2 protein-coding genes are annotated in these 1,290 nt (G+C 72.0%); both read left to right on the top strand.

Going from position 1 to position 1,290, the window contains the following annotated elements:
- The first annotated feature begins 341 nt into the window (after positions 1–341).
- Positions 342–539 carry a hypothetical protein gene (locus ACQKIP_RS47660; protein WP_365853618.1) on the top strand — a complete coding sequence of 66 codons (198 nt, stop codon included), beginning with the start codon at positions 342–344 and terminating at the stop codon, positions 537–539.
- A gap of 14 nt (positions 540–553) precedes the next feature.
- A partial coding sequence (locus ACQKIP_RS47655) for an LLM class flavin-dependent oxidoreductase (RefSeq protein WP_427745890.1) occupies positions 554–1,290 on the top strand: 737 nt, incomplete at its 3' end.

Genomic DNA, 1,290 nt, shown 5'->3' with positions numbered 1-1,290 from the left:
GAAGAGGGCAGAGGCCTACGGGGGGCGTGGCGGGGCGCGCCTGTCCTGGCGGGAGCCTGACCGCGCGGGGTCCGTCCTGTGCCGCCGCGCGCGAAACCGTGGACCGTAACGCTGGCATGGCAGGCCCGTGACGCGGTCATTGCAGCCTGGTGGCGCTCGACAGGGGAGTCTTGACCGGAATTCGGTGCAGGCCTAGCTTCGGCGTCATGTGCATCTGCCAGCGGTTTCGGAAGCGACGGGCCATCGATCTGATGCGCGTTGCCACCGCGGTGTGTAGCTGACCCCTCCGCTGCGCCGAGCCGGCCCGCCCCGGCCCCATCGCTCCGCGCAGCCTCGGCGACGTGTACGGGCGCAAGCGGTATCTCCTCGTCGGCGTGGCCGTCTTCCTCCGGTCGGGGGCGGCGGCCGCGCTCGCCGTGTCGTGGGCGGCGCTTCCGCTGGTGTGTGCCGCCATGCGGGTGCTTGCCGGCGCCGCCGCGGCGAACGAGACGCGTCACGTGAACCCGCCACGCCGCAGCACGACTCGCACACCCCCTTAGCGATCGGGAGCCTGATGAGCCCGCAATTCCTCTGGTACATCCCCAACACCGTCCAGCCCGGCCACCGCGGTGACGACACGACAGCCGGCTGGGGGTCCATCGAGTACTCCACCGAACTCGCCCGCACGGCAGAGGATCACGGCTGGGGCGGCGCGCTGCTGGGCACCGGATGGGGGCGCCCGGACACCTTCACCGTCGCCACCGCCCTGGCCGCGCGCACCACGACGTTCAAGCCCCTGATCGCCGTGCGCCCCGGCTACTGGCAGCCCGCGCACTTCGCCAGTGCCGCGGCCACGCTCGACCAGCTCAGCCGCGGCCGCGTCCTGGTCAACATCGTCAGCGGCATCGACAGCCCGGCCGCCTACGGCGACAGCAACGTCGAGCCCGCCGCACGCTATGCCCGCACCCGGGAGTTCCTGCACCTGGTGCGGCGCCTGTGGACCGAGGAGAACGTCACGTTCGAAGGCGAGCACTTCCGCGTCACCGACTCGACGATCAGCCCGCACCCCTACGCAAGCGACGGGCGGGTGCACCCGACCCTCTACTTCGGCGGCGCGTCCGAGGCGGCCGAACGTGTCTCGGCCGCCGAGGCCGACGTACAGCTGTTCTGGGGCGAACCGCTGGAGGGCATCGCCGAACGCATCGCCCGCCTGCGGGAGTTGAGCGAACAGGTGGGGCGCCGCCATGCTCCGCTGGAGTTCGGGCTGCGGATCACGACCGTGGTGCGCGACACCACCGAGGAGGCCTGGCG

The organism is Streptomyces sp. NPDC059900 (assembly GCF_050270335.1).
Taxonomy (GTDB): Bacteria; Actinomycetota; Actinomycetes; order Streptomycetales; family Streptomycetaceae; genus Streptomyces.
The sequence above is the reverse complement of the archived record's forward strand: the minus strand, read 5'-3'. Positions and strand labels throughout refer to the sequence as shown.